Below are 26,928 nucleotides of genomic sequence, written 5' to 3'. Positions count from 1 at the left end.
GTGCGCTTAAATTCGCGCTTACGCTTCAATGAACGTGAAAAGAATCGCGAGGTTGGCCTGATCGAGGCCGAGCGCCTGCTTCGAAGGGCCGAAAGTCTATTCGTCGGCGCAAGCACGGAAGAACAGTATGAGACGGCCTACCTCGACGTGACGGACAAACTTGCAGCATTGAGTCACGACCAGCATGCGCTTGACGTGGCCACGCGCAAGGGCATCCAGCTGCCGTCAGTTAGTGAAACCCGTTGACACCGACTGAACACTTCGAAGAAGTTGAATCCATGATCGGCATGATCGACGTAGACATCCCTGCGGGGTTTTGGTACTTCCTGTTCGGACTTGCGGTGCTTACGATAGCCGGGTTTTGGTGCGGAGAGAAATTCGGATACGATCGTTGACTGGATAGGCAATGAGCAAGGGGAAAGCGATGAACGTATTCGTTGTTCTTGATAACGCAATGGGCGGGGATCAGTACGCTGGTGTTCATCGGGTTCGCCCCGAGGATAGGATGGGGTCCAGGGTAATTGAGGTCGAGGTAATAGGTGCTCAGACGGACCCCCAGTTCGTCTTCATCGCTCAAGCCCTCGATCCGACGATGGATGTACATCGCTTCAAGGGCGTATACGGCGATTTTGAAACCGCCCATCGAGTGTCAGGTCCGAGAGGCTCGACGCTTAGCATAAAGTTTTGAGGCAAGGGATAGCGTCAGCCTCTGATCGAGGCAGAGGGGCGGCGGATGCCCAGCCGCCCCTGTTGCCACCGCACGGGGGGCGCTCCTCGCCGTTACGTCTGCCTTAGTCGGGCAGGGCGCCAAGATTGGCGAGAAACCCTTCGGCCGCGGCAAGCGCCGCATCGGTCGGGGCCTCGTAAATCTGGTGGCGCAGCGTGCGCGCGAGCGCCGCATCCGCTTCGCTCACATCCGGCAGGCGCTGCCCAGCGATGGGACTCACCTTCCGGAGCCCCTCCTGCACGCGGTCGATGCGAGGCTGGCGAGCGCGGCGGATATTCTCGTCCAATATCTCGCGCTCCTGCGCCATCACCCCTTCGACTGCGGCGTCCATGGCCTTGTTGCTCAGTGTTTCGTCGTTGCTCACGATATTTCCTCTCCATTTGTCCGTGTGCTCGCCCGGGCGGCGGCCGCCGCCCGGATAAACCGCATCAGTCTTCCGGGCTTATTCGATCCAAAGTGGCACGTGTTCCGGTCGGTGTCAACGGCAGTCGGAACGCCACGAGCGGCCATCAGCACCAGCATGCTTCGGGATGTTTCCACTGTCTAGCAGGGCATATCCATATCGCATGGAGTTTTTTGCCCCTACCTTAAGAACCGTTATGTTTCGCCGTAAATAAGGAATATTGGTGTCGCGCGGCAATGGTCGCGGCGGCGCGGAGCGGGCGATCCAGCCTGCAGGAGAGCACGAAAGAGAGTTGCGAACATGATGAGTTTTTCTGAAACGGGGTCGCTCAATCTGCCCGAAATCGCGATCGCGAACAGAATCCGCAAAAGACGCGAAGCTTTGGGCTTATCCCGGAAATCGGTGGCGGAGTCCAGTGGCATACATCTGTCGTCTGTCACCCGCTGGGAGCGAAGGGGCGTGCCGGCTTATATGTCCCGGAGCACTGACGTGCGACGGCTGGAGCGTGCGCTGAAGGTGTCGGCAGGCTGGGTGTTCAGTACGGAACAGCCAACACAGGGCGACGAGCCGCGGATTTCGCCGGAAGCCTCCTTGCAGGCCCGTCTGCGTACTGCGGGTGATCGCGCCCGGATGCGGCGGGAAACGCTGGGCATCGCGCGCAATCATCTCGCGTTGCGGCTTGAGGTTCGGGACGTCACGCTCAGGCAGTGGGAGAACGCCGGCGTTCCGCATTCCCTCGGTGCTGACAAGATCGACGCGTGGGAGAAGGCGCTGCAGGTTGAGCCCGGCTGGCTTATGGGCAAAGATCCGGCGACGTCGGTGTCGCTGCAGCCCGTGCAGGCGGGACCGGCAGCAGACAGCCGTACGGCGGCGCAGATCATCCTCGAGGCTGGGAGAATCCTCGCGCTGGCGACGCCAACAACGGCGGAGCGCAACGCGGCTCTTTTCGCCATGCGCTATGGGGTGAACGCCGGCGGACGTACGCTTGCTACCGTCGCCAGTGAATACGGGATTACCGAGAGCCGCGCATGCCAGATCCTGGGCGTGATGCGCAAGCGGGCGTCGGAACTACCGGCGGAATTTGCCGGGACGTTCGATCTGCTCGACGCCACGGCAAAACAGCACCTTCCATGCACTCCCGAGCGTCTGGAAATCGCTCTGCGCCCGCTGCTCGGCGAGGGGCTGCGTATTGAAGACGCCTGGCGCTTCGCCATGGACATCCTCGAAAAGCCGCTCCTGTCTCTCGAAACGCATCTGTACGATGACTCGGCTGTGGCGCCTGTCGAAGACGAACGGACGGCCATCGTACGGCAGATGGCCCAGTCGATGATCACGGCCGTAGGTGCGGCGCACGTCGGCGTCCTTATGGGCTACGCCATAGAGCTGGGCTGGAGCATCGAGGCTGTCGGTTCCATTCGGGAAGTGATTCAGAAGGCGCAGGGATTTGAATGGCTCGACCGTAGGGAGCGCAAAAACCCTGAGTGGTTCTGGTACGGGGAATCGTTGCGCAATAACCCCGTGATCGTCGCACTCCGGCGTGTTTCCTCTGTCGCCGACGCGCCGATCGTCGCCGATGTTGCGATGGGCGCCGTCGAACGCATACGGGAACTACGGTTAAGCCGGGAAGAACGTTGCGCGACGCAATACCCGGTACCGCCGTGGTTTGTCACCACGGCGATCCTGGCGCGAGCCGGATTCCTCGCTGGAGCGCCAGGGCGATACCGTCCTGCCACGCCCCTTGATCCAAAGAGCGAACTGACCGAGCAGGAATATCGGCTGTATTCGGCGTTTAAACGGCATGGCCCCACTTTGAGCTGGGAAACCCTTGCGGCAGATCTCGTTGATACGGGCGAAATGAACGAGATGACCCTTCGCGGTCTGCTGTCCAGGTCTCCCATCGTTGTTACGCAGTCCCTCGGCGTCTACACGCTGCGCGGCGCGAGTCCGTGTGCGGCGGCGGCCGAAAGTATGGCGGCCTGAGACGCGAGGGCGTCCACGGGGCCGGCAAAGCGCGGCAACCCATCTGTGGATAGCTGCTCGCGCTGATCGGGCACAATAGGCGTTCCGACCCGTCTGAGGAGCGTCCATGCCCGCCCGAATTCCTCTCGATCCGAAGCTCCCGCGCGACTTCGACGATACGCCCAACGATGCTCGGACCAAGGAAGAACTGGACGCCTGGTGGGATCATCCCTTCGGCGTGACGCGACCTGACGGTAGCATTGCAGTCAGGTGCCTGGACGGGGGCGCGTGGGACCGGTCAACGTCGTACGGCATTGCCGAGGACCACGACAAGGCCTGCGCGCTCGCTGCTCAAAAGCTGGCGGAATGGTTGAAATTCCGCGAGCGCCCGGTTGTGCACCTCGACGTGAAGCCGCAACTTGTACTGATGCCGCAGAGGCCGGACGACGAGATGCGGGTTCTCCGGACGTTTGAGACGACCGAGGAAGCGAGCGTCTACATGACCGAGCACTACCCGAGGGAGTCGGCGCGGTCGGGCGAAAACGGGGAGTCGGACGGCCAGCAAGCCTGAGCGTGCCGCCCGGGCATTCGGTTACGCGCCGCCGCCTGGCCTGGCGCCGTCAGCGGCCATGCGTGCAATGTGCAGTAGTCCTTGCGCGATGACGACGTTCGCGTCGTGCGAAACGTTTGTTGCGCCGTTTTTCAGGACCGTGAGGGGCATCTGCGAGGCGATCTTCTCCCACTCGGCAAGAAGATGGGCGGGGTCCGGGTGTGTCTTGAACAGAACGCCCAGCGCCGCGGTGAACACCGTCGCCGGGTCGGCGCCGTCGGCTTGAGGCAAATCTGGCTGAGGTAAGTCCGTCACGATACCCTCCGATATGAGCGCTGCCGATGCCAAAAGGTCAGGCTCGATGGTCGAATACCTGCAGCGTGTCGTGCCGGTGATGGCAGGCGCGATCGCTGAAGCGACGGTCAACGCGGCCCGTCGAGCGAGAGTAGCGGTGTGCCCGGCGTCCAGCGAGGCAGTTCCGTGAAACCGAGGCCCAACAAGAACTCGCGTACCTCCGCCTCGTCCTTGAACGGCATGAAATAGCGCGCGCCTGAACTCCAGCCGGGCTGGCGGGTTTCAACGACTGGATACCGTCCATCCGTCGACATGCGACCCATGCGAAAGACCGCGCCCGAGGCCGCGCGTTTGCCGACCTCATCGTTCATTGCGATCAGCCAGCCGTCCACCACTTCCCGAACTATTACCGTCATCATCGTCCCGTCGAAAAAGCTTGCGCACGCCGCCTGAACGGATTCTACCGGCTCTGTGTAGGAGGAATCGAATGCCATGCCCGGGCCGGATTCAGGCGGCGAGTCGGTGCTCGTAATAGGGGCGGTCGCGGTCTTCGAGAATCGCGTACTGCGCCGCGAGGTTCGCTGGGTCCGGGTTGAGCCAGGCGTCGACGTTCTCAGGCTTGATTGGAATGATGCAGCGGTTGTGGCCGGCGGCCGCCACCTCGGGTGGGGGCTCGTCGGTGATGGCGGCGAAGGAGAGCAGATCAGGGTCCTTGCCGTTCGACCAGTGCGACCACAGGCAGGCCACGAGCATCCGATGCTGCGGATTTGGTGCAAACTCCAGCACAACGTTTTCTTCCTCTTCGCCCTCGGCGAGCTCGCGGTGCTCCAGGTTGTGACGCTTCACGTTCTCGAAGAACTTGTCCACGATGAGGATGCCATGCGTGTGGCCAAAGAGCGGCTTCCAGAAGCCCTCGAGGTTGTCGAGCCGCGAGTTGTAAGTCCCGGGGAAGCGCACATCGTAATTGGCCGGCTTGCCCGCAATGCGACAGAGATACCGCATCGGCTTGACGACGCGCCGGCCGTTCTCCATCACCATCACCGGCGCGTAGTGGCTGGGGAAGATTCGCGAATCGCGGTCTTTCGGCGTGGTGCGCCGAAGGTCCTCGAGCTGGCGCAGCGACCAATCGATCTTGTTGGTCGCGATGCGCTTGTCTTCTGTGGCGGCCTTGGTCACCTTGGTCTGTAGCACCCGCTCTGCCTTGGCCAGCCGCTCGCGCTGCTTGAAGATGGCCTGCTCAAGCTTCGTCACCTGCTGCGCGCGAAACTCGTCGATGAATGTCTTTGCCTGACGCTCCTTGTCCGTCGTCGGATTGGCGAACGCGTCCTCGACGCCTTTCGGCACCAATGCCTTGCTGCCCTGGACGCGCTCAAAAAAGAGGTGCGTGAACTCGTCGATGTCCAGGTCCGCACCGAACTCCCTCACGTACTTCCGGTAATCCGCCTCAATCTGAGCCGAATAGCACACGGCAACCTCCGGTCTGTTGGGTTCACCCGATGATAATGGACGAGACGCGGACGAGAGCGACATTCGCGCCGTGCGCGCGGGATAGGACCGACACGAGCGACTGGAAAAGCCACAACGGAAGGGGACGAAAGACGAGATGGCGGCCAAGCCCGTGCCGCAGGCACCAAAGCGGCAGGTGCGTGCGGGCGACGAGACGAAGAAATGCCGTCTGAATTCTCGGAATCGCCTGATATCCTGCCGGGTCGATGGTGATGGCTGTCCCCGCTAAGTTCTATGCACCGTCGCCGGGCCACCATGGCTTCGCGGCTCGGTCGACCAAGTAGTCGTCAAGCGCCTTGCCCTCGAGCCATTTTGGGCGTGGGCCACGGCCGGACCACGACTTTCCCGTGGACGGATCATAGTATTGCGCTGGCGCCCGCTGCTTGCGCGCCTTCCGGAATCCCGCCGCACGCAGCAGTTCCTCCTCCGTGATGCCATATAGCGCAACATGCTCACGCACGGTTGCCAAATAGGCCTGCCTCTCATCCTTCTTGATGTCTGCGAGACGTATATTCAAATCGCGCAGTTGTGCTTGGAGATTCTGGATTTCAGTTGTCACGATGTTTCAAAGAGCAGTTCAAAAACAAAGAGATGGTAAAGGAAGCACTTCGATCGGCGGAATATCTCGAGAAGCTGGAGATTCCCAGAACAGACGCACGATGGGCCTAGGACTCCGGCCGTTCGACAGCGGGAACCACGGATTTGGATAGTTCGTGCCAGTTACGGTATCCGAGGATTTGCGAGGCCCACTCCTGTGTCTGCATGTGCGACAAGGCGGGGATACGACTGAAAGGCAATGGATTGAGACGAAAGCGCATGCCAGCGAGCCTACTTAACAGGGTTCCAAAAAAGAACTGTCGAGTGCACTACGCTCTGCTCTTAGTCAGTCGAACTCAACGGAGATTTGCCAGTGTGGGCGGCCGGGGTCGGGAGTTCCCTTGCCGGTTTTGTACCTGAAATAGCCTGCCACAGCAAGCGGTCAGCACCTTGCTCTGACCGCGACATAACAGGGGGCTCATGACGGACGCGACAATCTCGGCGCCGACGACGTCGTAACGGCACATCGGCTTGCGCAATTGAGCGAAACATGCCCGAATGGACGCTCATTCGGGATTGCTGTCCGGTCGCGCTCTCCATACCCTGCCATCTTGGCGCATAACGCGGGAAGTGGGGATGAACATGGAAGTTGCGAGCGATGTACTGATCGAGGCGGGCCCGATGAACAAGCCGGTGCCCGGCGCTGACGCGATACGTTTTGTCGAGGATATCCGGAAGGTGATCGAAGCCAGCTTGCCCGTAGCGCCTCGAAAAGTCTCCCTGATGCCGTATCGGTACGGCGGCCGCGAACTGCTTGGATTCGACTGGTCGGATGGCGCGGACAACACTTTCTCGGTGACCTTCCATATCGCTGAGGCGCAGCCGCTCCCTGGTTCCGAGCAAATCGGCGCGGTCAGCGTGGAGGTGGGCGTGACGGATACGACGGATGCGCTTCATCTCGCACGGCTTATCGCCCAGGCGATCAACGGAAACACCGGCATCGACCTGTAAGTGCAGACATGCACGCCGCGCACTCCTCAGGGGACATGCCCCGACCACCGCAAAATCCCGAACGGAAAGGATACGACAGCCTGTTCTCGCTGGCGCTGGACGCGCGGTGCGAGTATGCGCTGATGCGACTGCGCATCGTCGCAGACGAGATCGGCAGCGACGCGTTCAACCAACACTACGCCGAAGGATACCGGCTCGCCGCACGCGCAGGCTACCAGTACGCCGGCGAGCCGATCCCGAACCTGCTGCGCGATGCCGACGAGCTCGAGGAGGCATGGAACGATGGCGTCAAAAAGCGTGAAGAGGAGCGCCGCGCGGCCGGCGAACAGATCCGCCGCCTCGATATCGAGAAGCTGATCGAAGAGAAGGACTGGTATGCCCTTGGTCTGCCGTTTCCGGAACAGATTCTCTGGAGTCTGAGGCGAGGCGACCGCGTTCGCATCCGGTGGCACTTCCTGCTTCCGGACGCGAACAGCGTGACCTACGACAACCGTACGGGCAAGCGACTTTTTTCGGGGCACTCGACGAAGTGTCGGTGGAGGATCTCGACCTGCTCCTGGCCGATGTCGCACGAGGCCAGCCGTGGCGGCGCGTTCGGTACCGAAGCGGGGAGTGAGGCCGGCCGGAGCCTTGAAACGCAGCGACGTTCCGGTACGGTGAAGTTTTGCCGGGCCTAACCGATGGGCAGCGGACAGCAGGGGGTGTTGAGATGAGCGATGAATTCAGGATGCAGTTGGGTGGGCTCGATGTGGTCGGCGATGAAGGGTTCACGATCAAGACGATCTGCGGGTGTCGGATCGTCTATGGGTCAGTGCCGCTGTCCTCATTCGCGATGCTGACTCACGGATTCAGCAAGAAGGCGCTGATGGCGACGGATATTGCAGACCTCATCGGCGCGACGTTCGTCATCGGCGAGCCGACCGCGCTCGACGAGCTGCGACAGGTCGATCTCCCGGTTTCGGCAAAGCGTCATGCTGACTACCTCGCCGCAACGAACCTCGGTCTGATCGCTGTCGCCATGTGGCTGCGCAGGGGCGAGCGAGGCAAGTCGTCGAATGCGATGTGCAAGGCCATCTACGGCGTGCCGCCGGACGCCGGAACGGAGTTCCCCCACGATCCGGACGATCTGCGGCGTTGCCTGTTGTTCCTTGAGGCGACGGGCGCGCAGGACCAGTTGCAGAAGATGACCGAGGTTTCCCCCGAATGGTCGCGACTCATTACCAGATGGGACGAGCTGGCGGCGCGCTTTGCCGAAGAGACGGCGGCGGGCAAGCAGGCGCCGAAGACGTACGCGCTGATGCAAGAACTGGTCGGACAGACGGGATCGGCCAGATGGGAGAAAGCAGGATGTTGACGCGAGACCAGGACACGTGCCGACACACCGAGCAGCGGCCCGTCGCGAACCGGTCGATAGATCCGGACGGAAACGAGGTCGTCGACGTCGAGCACGTTGAGTTCTCAACCATGGACGATATCGACCTGCACCGCATGAAATGCCGGCTCTGCGGCAAGATCGCGTACTACTCGGGGGCCGCGCGGGCGTTCTACGAGGACGGCATCAAATCGCCGGGGATTTCCGGACTGGAATAGACGATGACTTCACACGCAGTTGCGTTGATCGCCGGGATTCTCTGCGTTGTTGCCGGGTACGTCATCCGGAAAAGAAGAAAGGCTCGTGTTCGCGCGGAACAGGACCGGAAACGCGCCGTCTACAATCCGCGCGAATTCAGACGGGACCGCTAACTATCGTTGCGGAGCTGAGGAGCGACGCGTCGCTGCATTGAGAAGGGGCGGCGCGTGGCGATGGCGCTGCACGTCGTGGGTTCTGCAGGCTGACACAAGGGAAAACGGAAATGACGTACTGCCTTTGGATTTCGATCGCCGCAAATGCGCTGCTATGCCTTGCATTGGTGACTACCGTTCGAATGTACCGGTCGGACAAGCGGTTTGCGGCCAACTGCCTGCTTAGAGAACGCGAGGCAGCGGAAAGCGTTGCGGGCGAGTTGAAGCAGGTGAGTTCCGACTACAGCACGCTTGCCGGAGCAGTTGCGACGAGCCTCGAGGCCATCCGCGCTGATATCGACCGGAACTATCACCACACGCACGATGGTCACGTGCTAAACACGATCGCCTCTAGACTCCGGAGGGAGGTGGCGGGTCGTACCGGCGCCTATGAGGTACCGCTGTACGACTACGAAATCCGTCAAGTCGAATCTCTCGGCGGCGAGATCTCCAGTCGGCGCGCAATGACTCTCGGGCAGATGCTCGAGTTTGCCTGGAATCTGCACACGTTGTCTCGTGAGCGGGCGGACCAGCTGACAACGGTTGTGCAGCAGCCCTGTGGCAATCACGGGCAGGCCGTCTGGTTAGGAAAGATGCTCGCGATCTACGAACTCATGTGTGATCGGGACAAAGCTCTGGCCGTAGAGCGATTGTCTGCGGTTATCGAGGCATGGCGGTACCAACCGGCGGAGTTTGCGCCGCGGTATGTCGAAGATATCCGCTGACAAGGAAGAAAAGAGAATGACGCTCCGGTTCAAGTTCACGATCCATACCGCTGTTGGCTCGCTTTCGGGTGAAGAAGATGCGAACGACGAAAAGCAGCTTCGCGAATGCATGCCTGAAGACGTCGTCTCGTTTTCGGTTGACGGCGTTCGCGACCGTCCGGGCATACCGGCAGTTTCTGACGAGGAACTGTGGCTGAACCTCTGTTCGGCAGTGGAGAACATCCGGTACGCGAGCACGTTGACACCGGAGGTCGTTGCGCAGCATCAGGCTGAGCAAATGCGCGCCCTGAGAGGTCTTTGCATCCGTGTAACGACGTCAGACCGTGACTGACCAAGGAAACCTTCCATGACCACCGAACAACAGCCACCGGAATTCGTGCTTGCCGGGTATGCCGGATCGAGAGACTACGAGCGCCTCGCCGGGTTAGCCTGCGAGGCCAGCATCATCTGCATTGTCGATTACGAAATGCCCGGGGTTGGTACCGTTCGGGACGTTGCTCGCACGCAATACGCGTTGCATCGGGGTGAGGAGGTGTTCATGGTGTGTGCCCGCGGAATCTCCTATATCCATGCATTCGGCAAGGCCGATTTCATTGGCCTGTGCGCGCTTCGGCATGTCGAATTTGTCGAGCCCCAACAGCGTGTGGCGGCCTAACCGGGATCGGTGCGATTCGTGAGAGACATCGTCAGCACGTTGCTGGACGGCCTGATGGACTGGCCGGTCGGCACCATCATTGGCAGCGTCCTTCTTCTCTTGATGCTGGCGCTTGTCGTGATCCTGGTCGGCCTCGGCGCGGCCAGCATCTACCATCTGCTCGATTACTGTGGCATGCCCGAGGCCAGCAGTGAGGGAACCGTGAGGGATAAAGCCTTCCGGCCGGCCTACACAGAGTACATCTACGTGTACAACGCGGCGACCAAGACCTCCATGCCGACACCGATTTTCCATCCGGATAGATGGACGCTCGATGTCGATATCGGGATCGGCAGCGATTCGGTCGACGTGACCGAATCGTTTTATAAAAAGGCACTGCGCGGCTCGTCGATAGTCGCGCGGTACAAGGTCGGGCGGATCTCCGGCCGGATCAACATTACGGGCGTGCGCGCCTGAACCGGGTAGACAACTGTACTTTCATCAAATCGGAGTCACCGTGCCACTCATCAAGAACTTCTTCTACGTAGTCGGGATTGCGTTTCTGTTCGGGTTGCAGTCCGTCAATCCGGACAAGGATGTGCTGCGCCAATTTGTGCTGATCCTCCAGTCCGATAACTTCTGGACGATCGTGAAGATCGGCACGCTGGTTCTGACGGCACTGGAATGGGCCTTTTGCGGGCCGGTCTCATCATCTTCTGCGACCGACGATCTCAAGGGCTTCTGGGGAGCACTCAAGAAGCTCGCTGCGAAATTCGCGCCGGCGCGGGGAACCCGATGAACGAGACGCTGAAGGCGCTTTTCCGCTACATCAAGCGGGAAAACTGCGATCCGACGTGGCAGGGAATTCGCGACAACGTGCTCGGTGCAATCTATCACCCCGAGATGCGCTACGTCGACGTGCTGAAGGTCCTTCTGACCGCGTACACGCAAGCGCTGATGGAACCGCGCTTCGAGTTGCCCGGCAGGCACAATGCGGCCGAAGATTTGCTGCTCGCGCCGATCAAGGGTCACCATGCGATCGACTTCATGGGTCCGTCCTCGCTCGAGACGCGCTACTCGGTTGAGCAGTTCTACGGCGCAATGATCGAGAAAATGATGGGTGACCTTCGGTGCTGCAGGATCGACTGGTGCCGGGGCGAAATCTGGCCCGAAGAGAACGTGTCGGCTTCGGCTGCGCCGGCGCTGGACAGCCGGTAACCGGGGAAATTCGATGTGTGGGTGCCGAACTGCGGGCGGCGTCCGAAGGATTGAAATGATTCCAGACGACCGAATCTTCTGGCTAGACGATATGCCGGAATCCGAAGCCCGCGAGAAGCTGGGCGGACAGTTTGCCTATGCGATCGCGCTGGGGCGAGCCTATTGCGTGCGCTGTGTGCAGGAAGCCCGGCTCGCGGACGACATTGAGCGGTACGCCGCTTACCAGACAGCTGTCCGGGTCGCCCGCCTGATCGAGTGGATCAACGAGCACGATCGGCCAGAACCGACGCTTTTCAACGGAGACGGCACACTGACCGTGGCGACAACTGTGGTCGACACAAGCGGCAGGAGCTTCATCGAGCATGACGTGATTCCTGCGACGATGCGCGCGGCTCGCGATCTGCTCGGCTACTGACGGACAGGGGTAATCGTATGCCTGAGCGCGTGCAACTGATGCGAACCAAGGGCTGGCGGATGCCTCCGAATACCGTCAAGGTGGACCGTACGACGAAGTGGGGAAATCCGTTTGTCGTCGGCAAAGAGGCTCCGCTTCTGCCGGGTTGCGTCGTTCGAGATCGTCGGCATGCCTGGAGCCTGTACCTTGGCTTCGCGCCTCTGAATGAGCGGCTCGTCGCGGCAGCACGTGCCGAGCTCCGCGGGAAGAATCTTGGGTGCTGGTGTCCGAAGCCCGAACAGCCATACGAGGATGATTGCTGCCACGCAAGCGTGCTGTTGAAGCTTGCGAACGAATAGGAAGGAAGAAGCGTAATGGGAAAAGAGAAATGAAGGTGCGCGCAACGACCATCGCGGTAGGCCAGTCCTCTCCGCTGGAATCGCCCGGCCCGGGCCAAATGGCTTTGGCAGCTACGATCGTCAGCGACGTGCTGACGATGGTTCTCCAACTGCCGGACGTCTCGGACGAGGATATCGCCGGCGTGCAGGGCATTCCTCATGCCCTCGCATTGTTGCAGACGCCCGATCTGCCACTGGGCATGCTGATGCTCGCACTGCGAACGGGCGGCGACAGGGTCTGGCCGCTGACAGCACCGATTGTGGCCCACGTCGACGTGATGCAGACGTGGGCGGAGGAAAGGCCGGACAGCAATGTCATGCTCGTCGTGCTGGTTGATTCAAACACGAACTTGGTCCGTGCGTTGCGCACGATCGGTGCGCCGATGGAACTGTTCGATCTGATCCAGTCGGGTATCCGGTCGTGTCGGCGCTTCGATCCTGCGGAATTCGTCATGCAAGCCGGTGAGATCCCGCTCGAGGACGTTTGGGGTAAAGGTCGGCGTTGGCTGCGAGACGACGAATCCGACGAATTTCGAGGAACGGGTGCCTGATAGCCATCGAAATCGCCGAGGGAGTTGAGCGGAAGTACCGGACAGCACTGCTGCATTCATTCGACTAGGGAAACGACTGCGTTATGGACGCGATGAAACAGGCGATCGAATTTTACCGGGCCAATGAAAAGCCATACGGCGCGTTCAGCAACCTCTTTCGGCGCGAGATTGAGATCAACGACTCGCGGTTCCCGACCGTTGAGCACGGTTACCAGTCACTCAAGCCACGTGATCCGCGCGTGCGCGCCTGGTTGATGTCCGCGCCGTCGCCGTCGCTGGTGGCACTCGCCGCCCACGTCCTGCCTTCAAACGAGCCCGATCCGACCGAGATCATGGGGCGGACGGCAGACGCGCTGCTCGGCTTCCATACCCGTCCGGGCTGGTCGCGGCTGCGTTACCCGTGGATGCTTGCCTGTCTGCGTGCGAAGTTCGTGCAGCACGCCGATCTGCGCGAGTTGCTGCTCGCAACAGGCGACGTCCAGATTGTCGAGGCCGGCCGGATCGACGACGACGCCGGCCGTCGGTGGGGCATCGTCAATGGTCGTGGCCAGAACTATCTCGGGCGGATGCTCATGCGCGTTCGCGCGGAGCTCGCTGGAACGACATTTCCGGACGCTGATCTGGATGCGCGCCTTCACGATGGTGCGGAGCCCCTGCGTGCAGCGCTGATCATCACTGACGCAGCAGCCATTGCAAGTGCAATATGAAAATTCGGCGACCGCAAAACCCGGGTACGGGCTAATCCCTCGGCAACCACACCCGCGTAATTTCGGTAACCAGTCGTCGCTTTGTAGTCATCAAACCACCAGGAGAACCTATGCCTCAAACCGCCGCTCTCACTAATCTCGTCAATCAGAAGCCATTCGATCAGTTGATCTTTGGGATGTACTCGTCCATCTGGATCCAGGTGAAGGGAGGCAGATATAAGTGTTCACGAGAAATTGGTTTGAAAAATGGAGCCGTAGCCGCGTAGGAGCTCCGCGAGTTCAGCGTCGATGGTTTCCTTGGTCCAGGTGACGAAGCGACGCCATCGGTACTTCAATTGCCGCCAGACGATCTCGATCATGTTCAGTTCGGGACTGTAGGCGGGCAGGTAGAACAGGAGAGCGTGGTGATCGATCAGCCAGCGTTGTCGCGTTGCTTCATCGAAGCCGTGATGGATGCTGGCATTGTCCAGCACGACCACGGTTGGCCGGCCGTCGCCGGCAGCGAGCAGGTCATCGATGAAGCGCTCGACATGCGCACCTTTGATCGTGCTCGCATGGGCGGCATGAACCAGCGTATTGGAGCCGAAATCCAGCGCGCCGATCACGCTGCGCCGGCAGTGATGGTTGGGCTCGATCTCGTGAGGCAGACCCCGTGGTGACCAGCTACGCTGAACCGGCGGCGATCCGCAGAAGCCCGCCTCGTCGAGATACAGCAGCCGCACGACGCCTTGCCGTGCCGCTTGTTGGAGCTTCGCGAGCGTGGTCTGCTTCATGGCGAATGCCTCTTCGTCGCGTTTTTTTTGAGCGTGTAACGGTTGCGCTTGAACGAGAGCCCTTCGCGCTTGAGCGCCATGCCCAGTGTTTCGAGCCGGCACGGCAGCGGTTCATTGAACGTGGCTTCGAGGCGCTGGGCAATCTGGGCCAGCGTGAGGGGGGCGGTCGTAGCGATCTGAATCGCCGCCGCGACCATCGGATCGGGCAATGCGCGCGGGCGGCCGCCTCCGTGTCCCGTCAGCAGGCCGACCACGCCACGCTCGCGCCACGCCATGACCCAGTTGTAGGGCGATTGCACGCTGACGCCGAGTCGTGCGGCTATCTTGGGAGCGGTCAGGCCACTGCCCAGCAGCACCAGTCCCGCGGCGCGCGTCCTGATGTCTCGATGTCGGTGATTCAAGGCCAATTGCTCCAAGGTCAGCGTCTCCGCTTCGGTCAGTCGCAACACACACTTCATCGGCACGCAGCTCCATTTTCATGATCTGCATACCTAACGGTCGAACTTCAAATCCGTTTACGCAAAACACTTATCGTCTCCGGTCGGAGCAAGGCCGATGACGCTGTCGGATCGCTGCCGGATGCTGGCGCACCGGCGCTCGTGAACGATCTCGACAGAGTGCTGGGCGGTGCGGAAACCGTCGATGTGAAAGTCGCCGGCGCGGCCTACGGCGTCACGAAGATGACGATCGTCGGGGGGACCGAATACACCATGACGGAACATGCCCGGATCCCGCCGGCGGCCCGCGGCGTGCCGACCGTCGTCATCTGACCGGGAAGCCACGTCACGCGGAAGCGTCCCGCTACCGGCCGGTCGCGATCTTGCGTTGTAGCCGGCGCGGCGCCGGCGACCGGCAAGCGACAATTGATGAGAGGAGGGCAGAAAACATGGGCATTCTCGAAAGGGCAGCACTCGTACCGCTGACGGCGAACGAGATATCGCAGGCAAGTCAGATCATCGCCTTCGATGGGGTGTGCGTCGCGCATATCCAGAGGCAGATGAGGATTGGCTGGAACAGGGCAGCTGACCTCGCAGAAGCGATCGTTGGAAGGGACGCCTTGCCGGACGTCGCGAAGAACCGCTACGCGCGGTGCTCGTGACTCGCAGAAGGATCTGGACGGGTTCCTGCAGGGAAGGGAACTCGCCGTCCGTGTCGTGCTACGCTCTGCGACTGCGGGGAAAGCGCGAACCCTCCTGGGCAGTCTTCCCGGGCGTTGATCGCGGCCCCCTCGGTTCCAACGTGCGAGCAAGACAATGTCCAAATACGCCCCCCTCGCAGACTACCTCCGCAATCTGGACGGGAACGAGGTCACGCTCTCCTTCGAGGAGATTGAGCGGATCCTCGGCTTCTCCCTGCCTGCGACCGCCAGTCGGTTCCGACCTTACTGGTCAAATTCCGGGGTGAAAGACGGACATCCGGGCCGGCTATGGCGCGGCGCGGGTTGGCGCCAGGTCCGTCTCGACCTCACTGGCCGGCATGTCTCCTTCCGCCGCGCCGGTGGGATGACGTCCGACCTGGAAGGCCTGAAGCCGCAAACCAAGGGGCTCCTCTACGACCTTTTGCAGGATGCCGGGTTTTCGGTGGAGGAGTGGCACCGCACTTCGCATGGCGATCCTGTCGAGAATTTCAGGTCCAACCCGCGGTTCTGCTACGAATGGTGCTTCGGCTCGGTGAGCGAGGGTTTCGCCATGTGCTTCTGGTACGAGAACCTGACAACCGATCCACTTGGCCGGATCGTCTTCGACGGCAATGTGCGGGAAACGCGCGATGCCCTGTTGGCGATCGCAAGAGACGAAGCGTCCGACGCTTCAATGCGCCTGCGTGCGCACGATCAGGCGGCGCGGGCCAAAGCCCTGGATGATGCGATTCACGAGTCGTTCCGGAGGGGGATGGCGGCGCGTGCCATCCTCTGCGAAGGCAATCGCCGCCGGGTCGACGAGCTGGGAAAGGGTGCCTCGTCGGTCGCACGACGGCATCTCGACGTCGCGGAGTGGTTCGTCCACGCCTACGATAGCCGTACGGGTGACTGCCTTGTCGTGAGAGAGGTGGAACCGGAGGATTCCGGCATCGAGGCTGACGGCGACATCGAATACGACGAGGACGCAACCTACGACGAGGTCCAGAATCGCGCGATCAAGACGCGCCGCGGACAGCAGCGGTTCCGTAGGCAATTGCTCGACGCCTACCGGAAGAGCTGCGCGGTCACCGGCGCCCGCGTGGTCGAGCTGCTCGAGGCCGCGCACATCGTGCCGCACTCGCTTATGACGGATTACTCGACCCGTAACGGCCTGCTGTTGCGTACCGACATCCACACGCTTTTTGATCTCAACCTCATGTCAGTCGACGAGCGATGCGTTGTCCATGTGTCCAGGGCGTTGTCCAACACGGACTACTGGCAGTATCACGGAAAACGCCTGAAGACCATTCCGGATCGATCAGAGGACCAGCCCTCGGCAACGGGTCTGGCGCGTCGCCACGAAAGCTTCCGCGAAGCTGAAAACAACCGATAGCCGCACCGCCTCGCGGCGAGCCTGCCGTCACCCGCGGATAGCTTCCTGACAGGAACTTGGGGTATATTGGAGGCTCACTTCGACGGTAGCTGGGCCGACAGCCAGCCAGCGGGGTATCCCGCGATTCAATCGCACGTTGATGCACATCCAACCCAGCGGGGCAGACTCCCGCAGGGAGCCTGCTTCGCAATTTTTCAGGAGCAGGTCTATGAACAATCACGTCGAATCGGTCCACAAGCTTTCTGCTCGAGCCACTAAGCGGATCGGACGGGTAGCCGAGACACCCAGCACGATCCTGCGAGACGCCCTGCTTGCGTCGACCCGGAAAGTGAGTTTTGGGGCATATGTAGATGAGTGGTCCGATCCCATCGCTCAGGATATTCTCCGCTCGCGAGATTTTTCTGCGCTTGCAGACCGCATCCACGAGATCGGAATCGTGACGTTGGGGCCTCTCGGCGGCGGCGCATCGTCGGTCGCGTTGAAGGCTGGCGAAGACCGGGTGCTGCGACTGGGCCTGGGCGATCTTGCAGTTCGTCCGGACATCCCGGAAGTGTTGCAGACGCTGGCAAGCGGCACCGTTGGATACCTCCGGTATGAGCTCACGGAACGCGCGGATACCGAATCCGTTTCCGATGCGGATGCACTGCGGATGCGTGAGGTGCTACGCACGAAAGGCTTTGATTGGGGCGAGATGGGCGTGGACAACATCGGCCGTATCCATGGCCGGGTCGTTGTGTTCGATCCGGGTGGAATCACTCCGATCGCAACCCGTTCGAGCGATGTCAGGCCAAGTGTGAGGCGGGAGTCGAATGCGGAAATTCTCGCCCGACTTCGCTGCGATGCGTTGCGGATCGGGGCACCACTTGCATACACTGGAGAGGCAAAATGTCGATGAAAACGAAAAGCCCAATGACGCTCGACGAACTGAATCTTCCGGCGGCCAGTATTCCGGTTTCGCTACGCGGCCGGCTCGAAGTCGAAATGACGGACAACAGTTATCCGCAGGTCGGTATCGCGCACGACGGCGTCTTCATTACCGAGCCGTACTTCGATGTTGGTATGGCCGATTCCGCCGTCCCGAGCGACTATGGACTGACCGCAGAGGAAGCGGACTTTATCGTCGAGACCAATCAACGGCTGGCTTGTCGAACACAAAGCTGACCATTCAGCCAACTGGTAGCATCTAACCTTCAACCATGCCCGCTGCGCCTCCTTGGGAGCAGCGGGCTTTTATTTTTTCAACGCCCGGGCGGCAGGTACACTTTGCTCGTCATTTCCCGACGAGAAGTAGATGGGATGCGGGTTCGAACTCTGTAAATCAGGCCAACTGCACGGCTCGCGCGGCCACCTTGAATTGCCTTGCACAAAGGGTATCGTGATCTTCCACTCGCCGCCAGTCGCGGCAATGCTCACTGAGAAGAGGTCGATGGATACGAACATCAAGAATGCGCCGCAGCGCATATATCTGAACGTCGGCGACCTGCCGCCCGGTGAATTCGAATTCGGGAGCCTCCACGAAGTTTCGTGGTGCGCCGACAAGCAGGGTGACAGCGACATCGAATACGCGCTCGTTGCTCTTGCTCCTTCCGCCTCTGGACAGGAAGCGGGGAATGCACCGTCGTTGGATGGTCCGCTGGAGCGTCCGTTCAGCGAAGTCATGGCTGAGATCTCGGCCGTGCGCCCGTTGGTCGATCAGTTCATCCAGGCTCGAAGTGGCGACATCAGCAGTATCGGCTATGCGGATTTGCTGGCGTTCGCCTCATCGATCCGGCGCGAGACGCTGTCCGGGGCTCGCGCGGCGATGCCCGCCGGCAGTCTGGATGGTGAGTAGACGATTGTATGGTGACCATCGTGTTCGATCAGTCGGGCGATTTCGAGGCGTGCAACGCCGCTGAAAAGTGGTGCCGCGAACGCGGGATTTCCGTTGGCGAGATGCAAGGCCCCGCGCCGCGCGGTCTGCTCGTGGGCGACTTCTGGATCGCCAAGTGGCGCAACCTCAACGCTGCCGAGAAGCGCGCCCTCAACGGCCGGATGACGGGCGACATGCGCCACGGGCCAGTCACGATAACGTTCGACGGCGATGAGCACGGAAATTCGGTCGGGAAGCAGCATGAACGTCGAGCGACCGCACGAAAGGTAGCCACTTCCCCATAAACGGGAACCAGTCCAGCACAGCACCAGGCGCGACACTCGCCGCCAGCGTTCATGCATCGGAACTGAGCTGATGCTTGGGATGCACGAAGCACCAGGAAAATCACCGCAACTTAACCGGACTGAACCGCGATGAATACGACCCAACTGCCCGAAGCGCGGATCGAAGCGATCATTTCGAAAGCCTGCGGCCGGCATCGTACCGGCGACAGCTACACGTTCGAGGACGTCTGGAACTGCATCGAGGCGGCGCTTGCGTCTGCCAGCGTGAACGTGGGATCAGTGCCGGTCGGCTTTCGCACCCGCGTGCCGGGTTTCGACTGGACGCCGTGGATTACCGACGATCAAGCCACGATCGACAAAGCAATCAACGATGCGCACGACCACGGCTTCGAAGGCGAAGTGCTTTTCGTCGCGGCCGCAGCCCCTGCTGAGGCAACGCTGAACGATGCTCGCGTGAATCTCGAACACACCATGTGGCGCATCGCCACGCATGGGGAGCCGCAGATTTCCGTAACTGATGACGCTGACGAAGTGCGTGCAGCGATTGCTGGCGCCGAGCGGAAGGCCTTCGAATATGGACTGCAACGAGGATATGCGATCGCCTCTGCTTCGGCCGAGCCTACGGCAGGCGAGGCCGACGAGACGCTCTCAGCGGCGGCCCGCGCTTTCCTCTACCCCGACGCTTCTGATCTGGCGGCCGCGCAGCCAGTCGGCCGTGTTGCGCGATACCTCTGCACGCCCAACGCCGGCGGTGAAGGCGTCGTGATTGATCGGGCGCCCGATTCGTTCGAGCTCCGGGAATGCGCCATCGTCGAACTTCGGGCGGACGAGCCGTCCGTCGTAGCTCTGGTGCAGAACGGCATCCGCACGGCGAGCCGCGGCGGTGACGTCCTCAGGTGCGCGGAGACCGCAGCGCAGGCCATCGTGTCTCTCTTTGACGGTGCCGCTGTCGCAAGACAGGTTGCAGTGACCGGTCGCGAAATGTTCGCCTGGCATGACGATCCTGCGAACACGGGCGTCGGCCCTTATTGCCAGCCTGGCGATCGTCGCGAACCGCGGTGGTTGCTCATGTTCGACGACGCGGATCGGGGCCTCGCCATCTTCGAATCCGAAAAAGAAGGGCGTGAGGCATTCGCACACTCGGAAGGACGCGGCTGGAACTGCTGGCTGCTCTCACCCACGCCCCGGGTCGCATCGCATGCCGAGGTGACGAGCGAGGATACCGTGCGCAAGATCTTCGCTGCGGCAGGATGCAACGGGTGGTTCGCGGCGGACCCACTGATCGCTGCCGAAGTGGTTCGTGTAGCCCGCGCGACGATCGCCGCTCGACCCGCGCAAGCCGTGTCGACGGACGAGGGATGAGCAACGGCGAATCCGAACCAGTCTGTGATCGAGGCCTACGCTCGCGCTGGCCAGCGCGCTGGCCGCCCGGCGTGGGAAGGTGATGAAGGTGGGTCCTCGTAGTCGCACAGACCACGATGGTGCGTGCGCCCATGCGGGAAATAGTGCATGGAGGAGGGTTGTAATTGGACGACCGTCCGCACGAAGTCGCTTCTTGAGAGCAGCTGTCACTCTGGCGGGATAGGTGTCGAAATTTCAGATTCCTATTACGAAGTGAGCTGCTATTATACTCTTCACCCATAGGGAAGACCGGTCCCTACCTCCCACGTCATGGTGAAGCCTCGAGCAGGCCCGGTGCAGCAAAAGTTCGCCGATTTCTCAGACCCCAGAGAATGCCCGGCCAAGTGGGAACGCAGGCGTTCAACCTACTGGAGTCCGTCCATGCGTACCTACTTTCGCAACACGAAGCGACCAAAGCTTGTCGCCGAGAGTCTCACCGCCGCTTTCCCCAACCTCCAATATGCGACTGCGCTTGAATGGGTAGCGAAGATCTTCGGGTATCGGAATTGGCATGAGTTGCAGAGCTCGGTCGACGAGTTCGCAACGCCTACACCCCTGTTCGGTCAACTCGATCCTGACACAGAAGATTTTGAACGGTTGCACGAGCTCTACGAGCACCAGGTCGAAAAGCTGCAGGAGCTACTTGGCGACGACGCACCCTATGCCGAGGACGTGGCGGACTGGACGCTTCGTGCAGACAATCATTCCATTCTGAGTCGGCCCAAGCGACTGATTGACGTGCCGCATGGCACGCCGCGGCTTCAGGCATTTGCGGCCGACGATCGCTTTTTCCCTCGCGAGTCCCCTGGGGTTGACTACGGCTCGAATGATTACGGGCAGGGTGAATGCTTCGCCTGCTACGAGACCCTGCCGCTGGACCTGGACGCGACCGCGTTGATTGCGAAATTCGTTGCGCGGATTCGCAATACGCGCGGAGCGAGCGTGGCGGCTCTTGCGGAGAAGGTATGCCGGGCCGAGGTGTCGTCGCCAGTGGTCGAATGCGATATGTCGTCCGTCATTCAATACAAGGATGTCCGCCTAATCTTGGTAGATAGAAAAAGCAATATCCGCGGATGTGGCGTGTTTCGGATCGGAGTCTACGTCGGGCCGCCAGGGAAGGGATGCTTGATCACGTGCGACGCCAAGACGGTTGTGATCGAAGGTGGATACGACTACCTCAGCCTTCAGCTTGGGACTGTCGTATGCATGTTCTTTCAGTACGCGTTCGATGTCACGTGTTGGATGCAATTCGGTGAAAGGTCCGAATTGATAGAGATCGAAATTGATGAGGACGACGCCGCTGAACAGCCGGAGGCGACGGAGGTCTTGGACGCCGTGCATGAACTTTGGAAGGACGAACTCGACGAGCGCGCACGCAAGATATCGGACCGCAGATCGTTGTCGACGCACGGCACCCGTTGACGGTGCTCGAGGCTTCCAGGGAACGCGAACTCGCGAGCGTCAGAACGCGAGAGCAGGCACATCCTGATCGTTAAGGCTACCGCATTTTCAAATTCCGATCAGGATGATTCCCACCAGGAAGTCCGGTGCTATACTCGTAACCGTTTTCCCTCGGTAGCTGGTCCGTTTTCCAGCCTGCTCGGTCGATTTCTCGTCCGTGATTCGTGCCGCCGCTTGGCGGCCTCCTGTCTTTCCCTCTGGGGGCTTTGTTCCCCAAAGCGGTCGGTTTGTCCCAATTTTTCTCTCGGGAGCAAACCATGCTGAAAATCGCAATGTCCCCGGTCGTCGCCATTTCGTTCGCCGTTGCAAGTATGCTCGCCGGCGGAAACGCCTTCGCGCAGTAGGCCGATCGGCAGGCGATGCTCGGTTCATCTTTGGGCTGGGATACCCCAGCACTATTTCAAACCCAAGCGGGGCATCTCAGTCCCGTTGGGCTGTGTGCTTCGCGGTTCAATGGAGCTCACATGAAACAGCAAAGCAACAACTTGCCAAAAAACAACCGTTGCGACGGGAATCTGACGAAATTGGAATTCGCGCAACGTCTCGTGGACGTCTTCCCAGGCTTTCGCAAGGATGAAGATGTGTCGGGCGCCGATCTCGTTGACTGGATGAACGAGCACCTGGACGAGATCAAACAGGTCAAGGGTCTTCTGAAGGATATCCGTGCGATCTTCCCAGCCTTCGGGAAAGAAGGTGATGTCGATGGTGGAGATCTGGTCGCTTGGGTCAATGAGACCTTCGCCGATCAATTTCCGAACACCGTCCTGTCGCCCCGCCTTTTCGAGGGCAACTGGAACCATCTGTTCGGACCTGGCCGTGCGGAAACGCAATGCCGTATCGTGGTCGATGTCGCGAACGACAAGCTCGTTGCCGCGCAGGCGCACGATGGTCTGAAGTGGATTGCGCTGTCCCAAGCAGAGAAGGATGATGTGTCTGAGTCGCTTTTCGGGGCGAACGACGTCAGCGAGGACCCGGAAGAATGGAATCTTTCGCCTATCGAGTTGCTTCCTCAGTGGGCTACCGACGGAAAACTGCAGAAGTCGGCCGTTCAGCTTGCATATGAGCGTGATTTGGCAGCTCAGCCAAACTACGAGGATGGAGCACGGCGACCAGGCTGGGATCAGCTGGGCGATGTTGCCAAAGACTCGTGGGAGCGAAATCCAACGGATCGGAAACTGCCGGAAACTCATCAGGTCCAGTACGTCATCCGCTCACTGAGCGAAGGCGACAAAGATCTTGATGGTGCGGTCGGCGCATTCTGGTCGAACAACGACGGCTGGGGCGACCTCAAATCTGCGACTCGTTTCACGACGAAGGAGCGGATGGAAGGAAATATTCCGGTCTCGTCGAAGGGCGACTCGGAATGGATGTTGGTCGAAGAAGCGCTCGACCTCACCCGGAAACTGCAGGAATCGGTGTCTCCGGTCGCTGCATTCGAGGCTAAGGTTGCGTCGGCATTGGAAGCTGCATCTGGGCTGAAAGTTGTCTTCAGTTCAATGTTGCAGGATCGGTCCGAGCACAACGCGGTCTACCATGGCCACTCTGGGCAAACGGCAGAAATCGTCAGTGCCGGTATCGATCCAGAAAAGGAGACGGACTGGGATGAAGAGGCGCTTCCGTTCCTGAAGATTCGCTTCGCAGATGGTGTGGAAGTCACTGCGTTCGGCGAGGAGCTTTTCAGCCATGACGCACGGTTCTTCACTCTGTATTCCGCTGTCCTCGGTGGGTACGCTGCTGCACGTGAAAGCGAAAAATTCGTCGGCCCGTACCATCTGGAAACGGAGGGCACGGAGGCGGATAAGCAGGCCTACCTGAACGCGCTCGAAGAAGCGGTGACGCCGGTTATCCAGTGCTTCCAAGCCTCATGGACACCGCAAGAGTTCCGTGTGGGAAATGTGCTGAAACTACCGGTGAACGACCTGCTGTACTCGGTCGCTGATCTGCTGGAGAAGCGCTGGGAGAAGGCAGGTTCGCCAGGCTGTGCCGTTGAGCTTGTGCTGGGCGACGTCGAAAACGTCCGTCGAGGTAACAAGCTCGATGGTGACCGCTCGGTTCGTTCGGTCCTCGACGAAGCTTCGAGCCTTCTGGAAGCGTGGATTGCTGATGGCAAGTCAGCTTCAATGAAGGAATCCGCGGCTCTCGAACAGGCTCGTGCGTACTTGTCTGCTGCTGTTGAGCAGACCGGGAAACTGCCGGAAGGGGAACCGACGAAGGTTCGCAAGACGGTAATCCAGTTCACGGTGCTGCATGACGACGGGCAAGATTTGTCGTCGACGTCGCTTCGCGATATCGCATACGAGTGCGGTGAGGGCGGCTATATCGGCGGTGGTCTCGCCGTGGTCTCGAACGAAGCCCTGACGCGTCAGCAGGTTGACGCCGAAGCAGCCAAGCTCGGATCGGATGCGTCGTTCTTCGATATCGATCCGGAGGAAGACGGCCAATCGGTTTCGCCTTCGCCCGGTATGTGATCTATCGAGCCGGGCCGCCTGCCGTGGGCAAACCCCTTTTGTGGGGTTTGCCCGGCGGGCAGTAATTGACTTTTAAACCCTCGCGGGGAGCGCGCTCTCCGCTACGGGGACGCTTCTCGCATCAATTTTTGGAGAAGCAACATGACCAATGAACAAGGGAAACTGCCGGAAGTCGCGGAATTGGCCGTTGAAAGTCTGCAGGTCGGCGACAAGGTAGATTTGAACTCGTGTCCGTTCCTTAAGGAACGCGCCGCGGCCGACTTCGAGTACGCCGTTGTCGAATCAGTCGAGCGCGAAACGCCCGAGTGTGTGGCAGTAAGCTACCAAGACCATGGTGTTGTGGGATATCCGATCGGATGCAAGCTGAAGGTTTCGTCAGAAACCTTGGCTGACCGGAAACTGCAGCAAGTGGGCCCGTTGCTCGATTACTTCATCGCTGATAAGGCCGAGGTCCCGCACGTTGGGATCTGCCTCGATGACGAAGATCGCGCGACGCTTGTTTCCTGGGACCTCCCTGCAGGCCCCGAAGAGCGGTCCAACCTCGAACTGCTGGTGATCGGAGTTGTCAACGCAGCAAACGTATCGGGCGTGACGACCGTTTCCGGACTTCTCGCGGCCGGCGCAACGCACTGCAGCACGCGCCGGATCGATGGCCGGATGAATCAGGAGCAGCAATCTGTCTACGACCGTCTCATGGCCGCAGCCGTGGAAAGCGGGAAACTGCCGAAAACGGTCGATGGCATCCGCGAATCCCTGGCGTCCTTGGTCGAGTCGGATGGGGCCAGCGGTGAGCCGGTGTTCCAGCCAAATCTGGCTGGTTATGCCGGACAGGCTGCGGCGAAGGAACTCATCGACAACTGGGATGAGGCTTTGCGGAGCGACCCCAATGGCAAGATCGTTGGGAACCTCATCGGCGACGTGGACGACACGATTGCAGCCCTGAAGGTGTTTCGTGATCGCGCGTCGGCTGTGTTGCCTGAGCGGCATCAGGCCAGCGCGATCGTGAATCTGACGCAGACGTCTCATCATGCGGCCGGCGTCGCGCACCTTAACGGCCAGGTTATGGCGGTGGCAAAGGTGATCGCGACCTTGGACAAGGCCGAGTCATTCATCGTCGGTTTCGAAGGCGATGAACTGCAGGAAGGCATCGCCGATCTGCTGCGAGAGATCCGGACCGCGAGCGGAGCATTGAAAGCGCAATGGAAACTGCCGGAAGCCGAGCAGGAGCTTGGAGAAGACGAGATCCGTGATTTCCTGACGGATCGAATCGAAAGAGGCGACATGGCGCTGGAAGACGTCACGAAAATGATGGCGCGGTATGGCCTCATGGACCCGAAGGTTTTCCAGGTTGAAATGCGTGAGCGTATGCAAAACCACCGCAACGAGCAGCCGGACTGCTCGCCGGCACCTGGTATGTGATCTATCAAGCTGGAACCTGCCCGCCGTTTGCAAGCCCTTTTCGAGGGGTTTGCCCGGCGGGCATTTTTATTGGCGCTCTCGATCCACGAGATTTGGAGAATTCCCCGGTTTCAGGCCCGCCAGACGGCCGCATGGAGGCCGCGTGGTGCCTAGCTCTTCGCACATGGGCGTTGACGGTAAGGTGCGGCAGCAGCTTCATTCCGGCCACTGGAACGCGATGGCGGGTGAACCAAGCCCGATGCTTGACCGCGCCGTATCCGGCTACGGTATGATCTGGGGAGAGGCGGCTACGACATGCCGCTGGGAGATCAAATGCTGGATGTCCGCATCCTGGAAGCCGCCGGGCCGAAAGAGGAAGGCCGGATTTTTGAGGCGTTCGAGCGCGAACTCGCGGCTGCGGGCGACGAGACGGCTCGCCATCATCTGGAAGCGGGGCGCCCAATCTCCGTCGAGGAAGAGGAATTTCCAGGCCAGATGATCCGGCGATATCCAGACGGGCGCCGCGAGATTGTGCGTCTCGACTAGCACGATGCCATCGTCGTCGAGCGAACCCTTTGAAGCTGCATGTCTGGGTCGTCGCCGGTCCAAATGGATCGAGCAAGACCACGATCACTCGCAAGTACCTCTCTGTGCTTGATGGCGGACACCACATCCCCACCGTCGACGTCAGGCGTCGCTACCGGCGCAGCATGCAAAATCTTGCCCGCAGCCTTGCGCCTGGCCGATCGCTTGTTCCTGATCGACAATTCCCCATCACGCCTGCGCCAGGTGGCGTCGATCGAAGCGGGCAAGATCAAGCGCCTGGGGCGCGATCTTCCCGCGTTGGCCGAAGCCGCCCTTCAATCCCAGGACGGAAGCACAGATAGATGAGCAAATCGGAACCGAAAAACCGCGTCAACCCGAAGTCGCCGCCGAACTACGACTACACCGGCCCAGCGCGCGTCGCGCGGCAGCGCAAGGCGCTGTCCGACGCGGGCGGTGCGCGCGTCGAGGCGCTGCTGGATGCGGCCGAAGTCGCGAAGCTCGACGCCCTCGTCGCGACCGGCGTGGCCGACTCGCGGCGTGGCGCACTAAAGTACCTAGTGCAGCAACTTCCCACCCCCCGAAAGGACTAGGCGAGTGTTGCGGACGTAAAACCTTGACACCGTAACCGGCTACGGTACGATGATTCAAGTACGGCGTTCGGCCGCCGATAATGGTCGAGTGATCTGTGCAGAGGCGCAGAAGGTGAAAGGAAAGTGAAGATTCGCCGACACGGTCGGCACGGGACAAAGGGATCTGAGAATGAGTATCGGGACGAAATTGGCTCTGTTGACCCTCACGGTCGCATGCGCTGCGGGAATTTT

At 60.6% G+C, this 26,928-nt stretch carries 39 protein-coding genes; 32 read left to right on the top strand and 7 right to left on the bottom strand.

Features of this window, described 5'->3' with window-relative positions; all coding sequences use genetic code 11:
- The coding region (locus L810_RS48110; RefSeq protein ID WP_162175288.1) for a hypothetical protein at positions 1-246 on the top strand (246 nt) is incomplete at its 5' end.
- A 160-nt stretch (positions 247-406) separates the two neighbouring features.
- Positions 407-688 carry a hypothetical protein gene (locus tag L810_RS14630; RefSeq protein WP_042974610.1) on the top strand — a complete coding sequence of 94 codons (282 nt, stop codon included), beginning with the start codon at positions 407-409 and terminating at the stop codon, positions 686-688.
- A 103-nt stretch (positions 689-791) separates the two neighbouring features.
- Here L810_RS14630 and L810_RS14625 read toward each other — a convergent pair whose 3' ends face one another.
- Positions 792-1,091, bottom strand: coding sequence for a hypothetical protein (locus tag L810_RS14625; protein ID WP_021159067.1), 300 nt, complete (start codon positions 1,089-1,091; stop codon positions 792-794).
- 339 nt (positions 1,092-1,430) lie between these two features.
- Here L810_RS14625 and L810_RS14620 point away from each other — a divergent pair, with 339 nt between their 5' ends.
- Both L810_RS14620 and L810_RS14615 read left to right on the top strand, forming a co-directional pair.
- A complete protein-coding gene (locus L810_RS14620) occupies positions 1,431-3,110 on the top strand; it encodes a helix-turn-helix domain-containing protein (RefSeq protein ID WP_042974606.1) in 1,680 nt (559 codons plus the stop codon).
- 106 nt (positions 3,111-3,216) lie between these two features.
- A complete protein-coding gene (locus L810_RS14615; RefSeq protein WP_063625731.1) occupies positions 3,217-3,660 on the top strand; it encodes a hypothetical protein in 444 nt (147 codons plus the stop codon).
- A gap of 21 nt (positions 3,661-3,681) precedes the next feature.
- Here L810_RS14615 and L810_RS14610 read toward each other — a convergent pair whose 3' ends face one another.
- The 4 genes from L810_RS14610 to L810_RS14595 all read right to left on the bottom strand — a co-directional run bounded on the left by L810_RS14610 (position 3,682) and on the right by L810_RS14595 (position 5,998).
- The gene (locus tag L810_RS14610; protein ID WP_155836270.1) at positions 3,682-4,065 is read right to left on the bottom strand and encodes a hypothetical protein; all 384 of its coding nucleotides are present in this window, start codon (positions 4,063-4,065) and stop codon (positions 3,682-3,684) included.
- Positions 4,062-4,427, bottom strand: a complete 366-nt coding sequence (locus L810_RS14605; protein ID WP_042974600.1) for a hypothetical protein — start codon at positions 4,425-4,427, stop codon at positions 4,062-4,064. Before L810_RS14605 ends, L810_RS14610 begins: the two co-directional genes overlap by 4 nt.
- A gap of 13 nt (positions 4,428-4,440) precedes the next feature.
- Positions 4,441-5,400, bottom strand: a complete 960-nt coding sequence (locus L810_RS14600; RefSeq protein ID WP_021159062.1) for an SOS response-associated peptidase family protein — start codon at positions 5,398-5,400, stop codon at positions 4,441-4,443.
- Between the two features lie 271 nt (positions 5,401-5,671).
- Positions 5,672-5,998 (bottom strand): H-NS histone family protein, encoded by a 327-nt coding sequence (locus L810_RS14595; protein WP_021159061.1) that lies wholly within the window; start codon positions 5,996-5,998, stop codon positions 5,672-5,674.
- Positions 5,999-6,612: 614 nt separating this feature from the next.
- Here L810_RS14595 and L810_RS14590 point away from each other — a divergent pair.
- From L810_RS14590 to L810_RS14525, 14 genes are all read left to right on the top strand, one after another.
- Positions 6,613-6,987 carry a hypothetical protein gene (locus tag L810_RS14590; RefSeq protein WP_021159060.1) on the top strand — a complete coding sequence of 125 codons (375 nt, stop codon included), beginning with the start codon at positions 6,613-6,615 and terminating at the stop codon, positions 6,985-6,987.
- A gap of 35 nt (positions 6,988-7,022) precedes the next feature.
- Complete coding sequence (locus L810_RS44030; RefSeq protein ID WP_155836268.1) at positions 7,023-7,664, top strand: hypothetical protein; 642 nt, start codon at positions 7,023-7,025, stop codon at positions 7,662-7,664.
- 32 nt (positions 7,665-7,696) lie between these two features.
- Positions 7,697-8,341: a hypothetical protein gene (locus L810_RS44025; RefSeq protein ID WP_155836266.1), complete on the top strand. Its 645-nt coding sequence runs from the start codon at positions 7,697-7,699 to the stop codon at positions 8,339-8,341.
- 110 nt (positions 8,342-8,451) lie between these two features.
- Entirely contained in the window at positions 8,452-8,577 is a 126-nt protein-coding gene (locus L810_RS49075) for a hypothetical protein (protein ID WP_021159057.1), read from the top strand.
- A gap of 263 nt (positions 8,578-8,840) precedes the next feature.
- On the top strand, positions 8,841-9,494 hold the full coding sequence (locus L810_RS14570) for a hypothetical protein (protein WP_042974593.1): 654 nt from the start codon (positions 8,841-8,843) through the stop codon (positions 9,492-9,494).
- Complete coding sequence (locus tag L810_RS14565; RefSeq protein ID WP_042974591.1) at positions 9,475-9,825, top strand: hypothetical protein; 351 nt, start codon at positions 9,475-9,477, stop codon at positions 9,823-9,825. Before L810_RS14570 ends, L810_RS14565 begins: the two co-directional genes overlap by 20 nt.
- 15 nt (positions 9,826-9,840) lie before the next feature.
- A complete protein-coding gene (locus L810_RS14560) occupies positions 9,841-10,149 on the top strand; it encodes a hypothetical protein (protein ID WP_042974588.1) in 309 nt (102 codons plus the stop codon).
- An 18-nt stretch (positions 10,150-10,167) separates the two neighbouring features.
- A complete protein-coding gene (locus L810_RS14555; RefSeq protein WP_042974586.1) occupies positions 10,168-10,605 on the top strand; it encodes a hypothetical protein in 438 nt (145 codons plus the stop codon).
- Positions 10,606-10,645: 40 nt separating this feature from the next.
- The gene (locus L810_RS14550; protein ID WP_021159054.1) at positions 10,646-10,927 is read left to right on the top strand and encodes a hypothetical protein; all 282 of its coding nucleotides are present in this window, start codon (positions 10,646-10,648) and stop codon (positions 10,925-10,927) included.
- On the top strand, positions 10,924-11,346 hold the full coding sequence (locus L810_RS14545) for a hypothetical protein (RefSeq protein WP_021159053.1): 423 nt from the start codon (positions 10,924-10,926) through the stop codon (positions 11,344-11,346). The genes L810_RS14550 and L810_RS14545 overlap by 4 nt, the downstream gene beginning before the upstream one ends.
- 55 nt (positions 11,347-11,401) lie before the next feature.
- Positions 11,402-11,761: a hypothetical protein gene (locus tag L810_RS48690; RefSeq protein ID WP_042974583.1), complete on the top strand. Its 360-nt coding sequence runs from the start codon at positions 11,402-11,404 to the stop codon at positions 11,759-11,761.
- Positions 11,762-11,778: 17 nt separating this feature from the next.
- Complete coding sequence (locus L810_RS49760; protein ID WP_042974581.1) at positions 11,779-12,099, top strand: DUF4326 domain-containing protein; 321 nt, start codon at positions 11,779-11,781, stop codon at positions 12,097-12,099.
- A gap of 29 nt (positions 12,100-12,128) precedes the next feature.
- The gene (locus tag L810_RS14530) at positions 12,129-12,689 is read left to right on the top strand and encodes a hypothetical protein (RefSeq protein ID WP_155836264.1); all 561 of its coding nucleotides are present in this window, start codon (positions 12,129-12,131) and stop codon (positions 12,687-12,689) included.
- An 83-nt stretch (positions 12,690-12,772) separates the two neighbouring features.
- The gene (locus L810_RS14525; RefSeq protein WP_021159050.1) at positions 12,773-13,396 is read left to right on the top strand and encodes an NADAR family protein; all 624 of its coding nucleotides are present in this window, start codon (positions 12,773-12,775) and stop codon (positions 13,394-13,396) included.
- A 224-nt stretch (positions 13,397-13,620) separates the two neighbouring features.
- Here the strand turns inward: L810_RS14525 and L810_RS14520 are convergent, their stop codons facing one another.
- Both L810_RS14520 and L810_RS14515 read right to left on the bottom strand, forming a co-directional pair.
- Positions 13,621-14,169, bottom strand: a complete 549-nt coding sequence (locus L810_RS14520) for an IS630 family transposase (RefSeq protein ID WP_021159049.1) — start codon at positions 14,167-14,169, stop codon at positions 13,621-13,623.
- Positions 14,166-14,627, bottom strand: a complete 462-nt coding sequence (locus L810_RS14515; protein WP_051392257.1) for a helix-turn-helix domain-containing protein — start codon at positions 14,625-14,627, stop codon at positions 14,166-14,168. Before L810_RS14515 ends, L810_RS14520 begins: the two co-directional genes overlap by 4 nt.
- Positions 14,628-14,768: 141 nt before the next feature.
- On the opposite strand from L810_RS14515, the gene L810_RS47265 reads away from it, so the two are divergent.
- The 14 genes from L810_RS47265 (at position 14,769) to L810_RS14440 (ending at position 26,697) form a co-directional block, all read left to right on the top strand.
- Complete coding sequence (locus tag L810_RS47265) at positions 14,769-14,939, top strand: hypothetical protein (RefSeq protein WP_155836262.1); 171 nt, start codon at positions 14,769-14,771, stop codon at positions 14,937-14,939.
- A gap of 116 nt (positions 14,940-15,055) precedes the next feature.
- Positions 15,056-15,268, top strand: a complete 213-nt coding sequence (locus L810_RS14510; RefSeq protein WP_021159046.1) for a hypothetical protein — start codon at positions 15,056-15,058, stop codon at positions 15,266-15,268.
- A gap of 154 nt (positions 15,269-15,422) precedes the next feature.
- Positions 15,423-16,679: an HNH endonuclease gene (locus L810_RS49070; protein ID WP_051392256.1), complete on the top strand. Its 1,257-nt coding sequence runs from the start codon at positions 15,423-15,425 to the stop codon at positions 16,677-16,679.
- Between the two features lie 208 nt (positions 16,680-16,887).
- The gene (locus L810_RS14500) at positions 16,888-17,574 is read left to right on the top strand and encodes a hypothetical protein (RefSeq protein WP_155836255.1); all 687 of its coding nucleotides are present in this window, start codon (positions 16,888-16,890) and stop codon (positions 17,572-17,574) included.
- Between the two features lie 14 nt (positions 17,575-17,588).
- Positions 17,589-17,840, top strand: coding sequence for a hypothetical protein (locus L810_RS14495; protein ID WP_021159044.1), 252 nt, complete (start codon positions 17,589-17,591; stop codon positions 17,838-17,840).
- 265 nt (positions 17,841-18,105) lie between these two features.
- Positions 18,106-18,510 carry a hypothetical protein gene (locus tag L810_RS14490; protein WP_021159043.1) on the top strand — a complete coding sequence of 135 codons (405 nt, stop codon included), beginning with the start codon at positions 18,106-18,108 and terminating at the stop codon, positions 18,508-18,510.
- An 8-nt stretch (positions 18,511-18,518) separates the two neighbouring features.
- Positions 18,519-18,833 (top strand): hypothetical protein, encoded by a 315-nt coding sequence (locus tag L810_RS14485; protein WP_021159042.1) that lies wholly within the window; start codon positions 18,519-18,521, stop codon positions 18,831-18,833.
- 129 nt (positions 18,834-18,962) lie between these two features.
- Entirely contained in the window at positions 18,963-20,195 is a 1,233-nt protein-coding gene (locus tag L810_RS14480; protein ID WP_021159041.1) for a hypothetical protein, read from the top strand.
- Positions 20,196-20,615: 420 nt separating this feature from the next.
- Positions 20,616-21,656, top strand: coding sequence for a hypothetical protein (locus L810_RS14475; RefSeq protein ID WP_051392255.1), 1,041 nt, complete (start codon positions 20,616-20,618; stop codon positions 21,654-21,656).
- A 503-nt stretch (positions 21,657-22,159) separates the two neighbouring features.
- The gene (locus L810_RS48425; RefSeq protein WP_021159040.1) at positions 22,160-24,163 is read left to right on the top strand and encodes a hypothetical protein; all 2,004 of its coding nucleotides are present in this window, start codon (positions 22,160-22,162) and stop codon (positions 24,161-24,163) included.
- A gap of 141 nt (positions 24,164-24,304) precedes the next feature.
- Positions 24,305-25,582: a hypothetical protein gene (locus tag L810_RS49065; protein WP_257008862.1), complete on the top strand. Its 1,278-nt coding sequence runs from the start codon at positions 24,305-24,307 to the stop codon at positions 25,580-25,582.
- A 312-nt stretch (positions 25,583-25,894) separates the two neighbouring features.
- On the top strand, positions 25,895-26,107 hold the full coding sequence (locus L810_RS47255; protein WP_155836254.1) for a hypothetical protein: 213 nt from the start codon (positions 25,895-25,897) through the stop codon (positions 26,105-26,107).
- A 174-nt stretch (positions 26,108-26,281) separates the two neighbouring features.
- A complete protein-coding gene (locus L810_RS47250) occupies positions 26,282-26,452 on the top strand; it encodes a hypothetical protein (RefSeq protein ID WP_155836252.1) in 171 nt (56 codons plus the stop codon).
- On the top strand, positions 26,449-26,697 hold the full coding sequence (locus L810_RS14440) for a hypothetical protein (protein WP_021159036.1): 249 nt from the start codon (positions 26,449-26,451) through the stop codon (positions 26,695-26,697). Before L810_RS47250 ends, L810_RS14440 begins: the two co-directional genes overlap by 4 nt.
- Positions 26,698-26,928: the final 231 nt, after the last annotated feature.

The sequence above is a fragment of the Burkholderia sp. AU4i genome (genome assembly GCF_000466765.1).
GTDB classification, from domain to species: Bacteria; Pseudomonadota; Gammaproteobacteria; order Burkholderiales; family Burkholderiaceae; genus Burkholderia; species Burkholderia cepacia.
This window is presented reverse-complemented; position numbering and strand designations above follow the sequence as displayed.